General features: G+C 35.7%; 6 protein-coding genes and 1 pseudogene. All 7 read right to left on the reverse strand.

What is annotated here, in order from left to right:
- Nucleotides 1-43: 43 nt before the first annotated feature.
- The gene (locus AFK68_RS37125; protein WP_168186578.1) at nucleotides 44-502 is read right to left on the reverse strand and encodes a hypothetical protein; all 459 of its coding nucleotides are present in this window, start codon (nucleotides 500-502) and stop codon (nucleotides 44-46) included.
- 4 nt (nucleotides 503-506) lie between these two features.
- Nucleotides 507-1,478, reverse strand: coding sequence for an ADP-ribosylglycohydrolase family protein (locus AFK68_RS20665; RefSeq protein WP_094674689.1), 972 nt, complete (start codon nucleotides 1,476-1,478; stop codon nucleotides 507-509).
- Between the two features lie 217 nt (nucleotides 1,479-1,695).
- Complete coding sequence (locus tag AFK68_RS20670; RefSeq protein WP_094674691.1) at nucleotides 1,696-2,592, reverse strand: MarC family protein; 897 nt, start codon at nucleotides 2,590-2,592, stop codon at nucleotides 1,696-1,698.
- Between the two features lie 107 nt (nucleotides 2,593-2,699).
- Nucleotides 2,700-3,080, reverse strand: coding sequence for a GGDEF domain-containing protein (locus AFK68_RS45885; RefSeq protein ID WP_094674693.1), 381 nt, complete (start codon nucleotides 3,078-3,080; stop codon nucleotides 2,700-2,702).
- 45 nt (nucleotides 3,081-3,125) lie between these two features.
- A pseudogene (locus AFK68_RS45890) lies at nucleotides 3,126-3,730 on the reverse strand (GGDEF domain-containing protein); the annotation flags it as partial.
- Between the two features lie 198 nt (nucleotides 3,731-3,928).
- Nucleotides 3,929-6,844 carry a WD40/YVTN/BNR-like repeat-containing protein gene (locus tag AFK68_RS45895; protein WP_371357479.1) on the reverse strand — a complete coding sequence of 972 codons (2,916 nt, stop codon included), beginning with the start codon at nucleotides 6,842-6,844 and terminating at the stop codon, nucleotides 3,929-3,931.
- A 595-nt stretch (nucleotides 6,845-7,439) separates the two neighbouring features.
- Nucleotides 7,440-7,706: hypothetical protein (locus tag AFK68_RS35345; RefSeq protein ID WP_210407534.1), on the reverse strand; the 267-nt coding region annotated here is incomplete at its 5' end.
- Nucleotides 7,707-8,195: the final 489 nt, after the last annotated feature.

The following is an 8,195-nucleotide window of genomic DNA, read 5'->3' on the forward strand; positions in this document are numbered from 1 at the left end:
TTTTTTTGAAAGATTGGCAGAAAAAGGTAAAGATAGTCGTGCTTTAGCTGGGGTAAAAATAGCAGTAGTTGGTAAAAAGACGGCAGAAAAAAAGAAGTCCGAAAATTATAATAGTTTTGGCAAATTTGTGAAGTAATTCATGGGCAGCAGAAGCACATTCTTTGACAGCATTTGGATTGGGGTTATATCCTGATGCGTCTTGTTGAGATAATCCCAGTTGATAATAACAAGCATTCCCTAATTGACCAGGAATTGCTTCATAACGATAGGCAAAATCTCCAGATTTATCTTCTAAGTAAAAGCCAGCTCGAAAAAAGATTAAAAATAATTGTACTGCTGTTTCTAAATTTAAAATTTTATCGTCTCCAGCATTTTCAAAAATTTTAATAGTTGTGGCTTTTAGATAAGAATGAGCTTCACCTAAACTCCCTTTTTTAATTGCTTGAGAAGATTTATTTTGGGTAATAGCTAAATCTTCTAAAAGTTTGATTTTTTCGATCAAAGTTTTAAGAGCATTTTTTTTTATTTATCGCTGTTTCTAAACGTTTTGCTAAATCAATAATGTCATCTTTTCGAGCAATTTCGTCAATCCATTCTTGGGGAATTTGTTCAATACCATAATAAATTCCAGCTAAACCTCCTGTTACAGCAGCAGTTGTATCGGTATCTCCTCCTAAATTTACTGCATTTAATACAGCATCAGCATAATTATTACTATTTAAAAAACACCAAAGAGCAGCTTCTAAAGTTTCAACCACATAACCACCAGAATTAATAGAATCAATCGGTAAATCAGGTATTTCCCCTGACATAACTCTTTGAAAATGTTGCATTTCTGAGCGATAAGGTTCTTGTTCATAAATATCCCTGACTCTAGCAATTCCTTCAGAATAAGCCTGAAGAGGTTCATTTCCTTCTAATAAAGAAACCGCTATACTAATATAAATTCCACAAGCTATTTGAGAGCGAGGATGACCATGAGTTACACAAGAAACATTATGAACGTGCTTAATTAATGAGGGAAATTTGACTAATTGATAACAGAAAGCAAGAGGTAAAATTCTCATTAGAGAACCATTACCATTACTCATTTCACCTGTTTGACCTGCTTTGATAGGAGAGATCCCTTGTTTGAGACGCAAAATTGCCATGTTCGTAGTTATCCCAATATCAAACACAAAACCGTGAGGAGTCCAATAAGCTTTTTGTCGCCACTTACAAAAATAATCAGCTAAAGTTGCATAAAATTTGTCTGTTAATAATTCTTGAGTGAGAGCTTCAGCTAAACAAAAGGTTAATGAACTATCATCTGACCAAGTACCAGGCGGTTGATTATATGTTCCATAACCTTGCATTTTTGTAATAGGATTGAGGGTTCTTTCTTGCCTTGATTTAAACTCGACTGGAACCCCTAAAGCATCTGCAATACACACTCCTATTAAACCATCTTTAACTTTTAAATGATTTGATTTAGGCATTGTATTTTACACTCCAATTAATTGTAAGGGACTAAAATTATTATAGCTCCGCTCCTAAATCATTGGCGATCGCCTTTAACGTTATCCTCATCCCCGATAGATGTTACAAATTTAGGACTTACGCAAAGAAACCCGGTTTCTAAAGTAAATCATTGTTTTGAACAATAGATGTCTAGGAGAAACCGGGTTTCTGGGTTCGCCTGCTTAAGTCCTGAAATTATGAATTGAGAATTGCATTAATAGTTAAAACCTGTAAATCTATCGCTGCAAAAATATAATTAATTGCCAATGCTAATTGAATAATTCCTAACACTAATCCCAACACTTGAAGTACAGTTGGTTTCAGAAAGTTGAGAATTTGCTTCGCATACAACATACAAATTAAATTGAGAATCATTAGGATAATAATTATCCCTAAAATTTGGTTAGAGTTGTTATCTAATTGTTGGGAAATTGACATAAAAATCATTACTAAAGCTATTCCGTGAGGAGTCAAAATTGTGGGAAAAGTCAGGGGAGAAATTAAAGCTGTCAGAGGATTTTCTGGTGGTGGAGTTGGCTGTTTCTTTTCATTATTTCCATATTGAGAAAGAACGGTCTTGACTGATATTAAAAATAAGACAATTCCTGCTGCTGCAATCAATGCGCTAATCATCATATTATATTTATCTAAAAGATTTTGACTAGCTAAGGCAATAATAACAATAGCTGAAGTTGAGATAGCAAAAGCTCGTAAAGCTAATTTCTTGATGACATCAGGCTCTGATTGATATGTCAATTTAACAAACGCAGGTATAATTTTTAGAGGACCAATTGTCATAAACAAAATAGTGACAATAGTCGATAATGAAGTCCCTCCATAAAAGCCTCTAGATTCTTTAATTAATTCTATTTGTCGAGAAGCTGGTGTAATTATTTCTTGGCAAGTTTCATTTGCTTCACATATATTATCTATATCTTCTTGAGCGATAATAATACAATTTTGATTGTCAAGGCAATCAGATTTTAATGATGACGAATGAGTGATGGATGGAGTTAATAAAGAGAAACAAATGCAAGTTGTTAAGCTAATAAAAATTATGCTTAATGTTTTGAATATTTTAGTATTGTTCATTTTATTTATGTGAGTGTTTATCTATTGATATACTGCATATTGAGATTTTCAAGTTTCCATAGTTGTGAGATAATTTAGTAACTAAATCAATGAGTTTAGATGAGGACTTACTCATAAACAACTATACAATTTCGCCCAGAACTTTTTCCTTTATATAAAGCATTATCAGCCTCTTCACAAATTTCCATAAAAGATGTATTTTCCCTATTTTCTGCTACTCCAAATGTAAGTGTTACAGATAAAATTACCTCCCTCCAATTTATGGGATTATTTTTTAAATATTCTTGAATTCTGACTAATATAGTTTGAACTGTACTTATATCACTAGAAGGAAAAACTATTAAAAATTCTTCACCTCCCCAACGAGAAATTAGGTCTGACTCTCTTAAATTTTTTTGTAAGTTTTTAGCTATTTTCTGAATGACAAAATCTCCACAGGCATGACCATATTGATCGTTGATTCTTTTAAAATTATCAATATCTGCCATGACAACAATAAAAGATTTTTTTGTATGCTTTATACTTTTCGGACNGCATGACCATATTGATCGTTGATTCTTTTAAAATTATCAATATCTGCCATGACAACAATAAAAGATTTTTTTGTATGCTTTATACTAACTAATTTTTCTTCTAATATTTCTAATAAACCTCGACGATTTGGTAATTCTGTTAAATAGTCTAGTCTACTTTTGATTTCTAAATCATTCATTTGTCTTTGAAAATCATCAATAGGAAAAAAAATTAAGTAAAATAGGTTCCGTTGTATATCTCTAGATTTGTCCCCTTTATAAACAACTTTAAACCATTTATTTTTCCCATTTTTACAATAAATTTGTACTGTGTCTTCACGAGGGCTATTAAGATCGGATTGAAATTTTTTAGCAATTTCTTTTCGCTGGGAACGATATTCTGCATCAGGATATAAGGTTTCAAACCAACTATCTGAAATTTCATCTAGTATGTAACCTGTTGATTCCGAAAAAAAATTATTTATATAATGTAACTCAAAATATATGTCTTCGTTTTTATACTCATCAATTATTAAATTAGAAATAACAACTACACCAACTGGGAGAAAATCTAAAATCCTGTAATATTCTCTTCGATAAAAATCTAGTTCTTGCTTAATATCCATAATTATATAATTATTAGGTGTTCAGCATTTAAACTATATATCTAATTTTTGTCAAAGGCAATAATACAACAGGAAATATGAAATCTCAATAATTTTTAGCTTACAGCCGTTTTCAGGTCAATGAACCACATTAAAAAAATAACAACCCCGTAGGGACGTTGCATGCAACGTCCCTACTTTGTGGTGTACTGAACCGAATTAACTACTTAATTGGTCAAATTGTGTCATCTCTGTATCAATTTGACTGTTAAAGGATGCGATCGCTTCATCCATTTCACTGGCGACTTTGTTGTAAACATCAACTGTACCTTGGTTCGCTGGACCTTCAGAAGTTTCTAACACATTATGCAACCATGTCAATTTGGGAATTAACTTGGTACGCTCGTTAATAATTTGAACTAAAGTTGTACCAACTGGCATCATGCTACCTTCTAACTCATCGCAAAGTGCTGTAATTTTTGCTCCTTGGTCTGCAAGTGCTTGATTACCGGAAGCAGAGGAGAGCGCATTAGCTACTTTTTCTTTAGCTTCACGACCTTTTAACACTGTTTGGATACCTTCTTCTGCTTTAGCATAGAGTTTCATCCAAAATTCACCTTTAGTATCGGTTTCAGTACGAGTATATTTCTCGTTAGGATTAATGCTTACTTCAAAAGATTCCGTTTGAGTTTCACCATCAACTGTTAAACGGACTTGGTAAGTACCTGGTTTCGCAAAAGGAGTGATGATAACTGGAGGACGACCGGGTACAGAGGAAACAGAAGGATAGCGAGTTCCCCAAATAAAGCGGTTTAATCCTTGACTAACAGTAGCTTTTGGTTTTCCTGTGGTCAAATCTTGTTCATAACCACGAGCATCAAAACTGGCAAATCTTTCAGTAGGAATTTCATCTTTACCGAAAGTCTGAATCTCGTTACCTTGTTCATCCAAAATCGTTAAACTAACATCCTTAGCATCATCACTGAGGAGATAGTAGATAATTACTCCTATCGGACGAGGATCGCCAGCATCAATAAACTGGCGTTTTTTCTCGCCATCAACAATACCTTGCTCATAAAAAGTGTGACCAGGACGAGTATTCTGAACAAAGTAATATTTTTTGTCAGAAACAGGACCGCCACCGTAATCCATCCACCAGTTATAACCAAAACGAGTATAGGTTTCAGGCTTAAATAAGTGAGCTTTTTTCTGAGTTAATTCCTCAGCATATTGCCTTAGAGGACTAATATCATCGAGAATCCAAAAACTACGTCCGTGAGTAGCGATCGCTACATCGGCATTCTTAAATTTAATATCATGGACAGGAACACGAGGTAAATTCAGATTTAAGCGTCGCCATTCCTTACCATCATCAATGGAAACAAAAACGCCTGTTTCTGTACCGACAAAAAGTAATCCTTTGCGGACTGTATCTTCCCGAATGGTACGAGTTATTTCGTCTTGAGGGAAGGTATCACTAATGCAAATCCAAGTCTTACCAGAATCAGTGGTTTTATACAAATAGGGAGCATAGTCATCTGCTGTCCGATAGCGGGTAATGGCAATATAAACTGTTGCTGGATCGTGAGGAGAAAACTCAATTTCATAAATAGGAGAAAGTTCTGGTAAATCTGGTGGCGTAACGTTTTCCCAGGTTTGCCCCCCATCTTTTGTTAAGTGAATTAACCCATCATCACTACCGGCCCAAATGACACCCTTTTCATGGGGAGACTCTTCTAAACGGAAAATTGTGGAATAAATTTCTTGACCGAAATATTCTCCCATCCAAGGAGTTCCTGCTAATTGCTGTTTGTCTTTGATGTCTTTGGTTAGATCAGGACTAATTTCCTCCCAAGTCATACCTTCATCAGTGGAACGGAAAACTACATTAGCTCCTGCATAGAAAGTCTTGTTATCGTGACGTGAGATGAAAAATGGGAGATGCCAATTAAAACGATACTTAAACTCAGTAGCAGGAGTACCAAAGGTGGATTCCGGCCAAATTGGTCGCATTTCGTTCTGCCCAGTTTTCAGATTGTTAATCGTGAAAGAACCGCCTGTACCACAAATTGAACCAGTGGAAAGATTATAAACAATATCAGGATCGGTAGGATGAGGAATGGCTGCGCCTGTTTCACCATTACCAACGACAATGGTTTCATGTTCGGAGATACCGCCCCAACGAGAAGCACTAGGACATTTGACTGTCACTGTATCTTGAGGATTACTATACAAGTTGTAGGGAAACTGATTATCGCAAAATACACGATAGAATTGGGTTGTAGGTTGGTTATTGAAAGGAGACCAAGTTTGACCACCAGTTAAAGAGATTTGAGACCCACCGTCACAAGTTACAATAATGCGATTAGGATCTTGAGGATCGATCCAAGCTTCATGGTAGTCATCCTTAATACCTGGTTCAAGTACCCAAGTTTTGCCTCCATCCTTAGAACTATAAAGTTTATTAGCTGGTGCCCAAAGTTCATCAGCATTGTGGGGAGCAGCATAAAGATGGAAGAAATAGAAAGGACGAGCGATAATTTGAGCAAAATTAGACACAAAAGACCAATTTACTCCTAAATCATCAGAACGGTATAAACCTGCCTTCGTTTCCGAATCAACCAGAGCATAAACACGATTAGGAGCTGCTTGGGATATAGCAATACCAAGCCTTCCCATTTGTCCTTCTGGCATTCCTGCATTCCGACTAATATCTTCCCAAGTATCACCACCATCAAGCGATCGCCAGAGTCCACTTTCAGGACCTCCCGTTTTTGCCCCCCAAGTTTTGCGCTCAAATTCATACATGGCAGCAAAGATAACTTTAGGATCGCTAGGATTAACGATTAAATCAATACATCCGGTATTTTCGCTTTTGAAGAGAATATTTTCCCAAGTTTGACCGCCATCTTTGGAGCGAAAGACTCCTCTTTCCTGACTCGGACCAAAACCATGACCCATTGAAGCAACGTAAACTAAATCGGGGTTATCAGGATTGAGTCTAATTTTAGCAATATGCTTAGAATCTTTTAAACCGATATGCTGCCAAGTTGCACCGCCATCAGTAGTTTTATACATCCCATCACCCCAGGATGCACTGTTACGAATTTGAGGTTCACCTAAACCAACATACATAATATNACTCGGACCAAAACCATGACCCATTGAAGCAACGTAAACTAAATCGGGGTTATCAGGATTGAGTCTAATTTTAGCAATATGCTTAGAATCTTTTAAACCGATATGCTGCCAAGTTGCACCGCCATCAGTAGTTTTATACATCCCATCACCCCAGGATGCACTGTTACGAATTTGAGGTTCACCTAAACCAACATACATAATATCGGGGTTCTGTTCAGAAATAGCGATCGCACCAACTGAACCCATATTAAATTGTCCGTCACCGACAGGTATCCAATATTGACCTGCATCTTCGGTTTTCCACAGTCCCCCGGATGAGTGACCATGATAGAAAACTTGTTTATCTGTAGGATGACCAACAACACAAGTGCCACGACCACCGAGAAACGGTCCGATATTACGCCATTTTAAGGCTTTAAAATCACTAGCTTTTGTCATAATAATAGACCCTGACTATTTTTTCAGTGAAAAGTTAATAAACGAATAATTTAGGAAAAGTTCTAAATTCTATAGGAATTACGCAAAGGCACTATTATATAGAGCCTTGGTGTGTTAGCGCTACCAATAGCGTTCATGTGTAAGTCCTATTCTAATGAAGAGAGGAAATGACTGTTAATCTAATAGTTCTAATGACTAAATAAGTGACAAGAAATGCCATCAGTTCTAAAAAGAATCCTTTGAGAAAAGGACCATAGACAAATTCAGCAATAAATAGGGATGGAAAAATATCAACCCCTATAAATTTCGGCGATCGTAAAAAGTTACTAATTGTCTGTTTGTATTGGGCAAAACTTTTACCCATTAATAACACTAAAGTTAGATCCAAACTATTTAAAAAGAGTAGGAAAAGAACTAANGTTCTAAAAAGAATCCTTTGAGAAAAGGACCATAGACAAATTCAGCAATAAATAGGGATGGAAAAATATCAACCCCTATAAATTTCGGCGATCGTAAAAAGTTACTAATTGTCTGTTTGTATTGGGCAAAACTTTTACCCATTAATAACACTAAAGTTAGATCCAAACTATTTAAAAAGAGTAGGAAAAGAACTAACTCTTTACTGAAAGATTTATGACCACTAAACATTCCCAGATAAGCTGCTATTAGGGAAATACCAATAGAAATCATGTCAGGAGTAGATAAATTTCCAGGAACCCTAAGACGCACAGTGTTTTTCATAGTTGAATAAATTCTCCTAAACTAAATAATTGAAATAACAACCTATTACAGCACTTTTGAGGATGGTGAGGTACATTTGTAACACAGGCTTCCAGCCTGTAACAAGCAGGGTGCTTGTGTTACCAAAAATTCGGAACATCATTTGTAAGGCTTCCAGCCTTTAACA

Origin of the sequence: Hydrocoleum sp. CS-953 (assembly GCF_002260545.1) — a bacterium.
Lineage (GTDB): Bacteria > Cyanobacteriota > Cyanobacteriia > Cyanobacteriales > Microcoleaceae > Trichodesmium.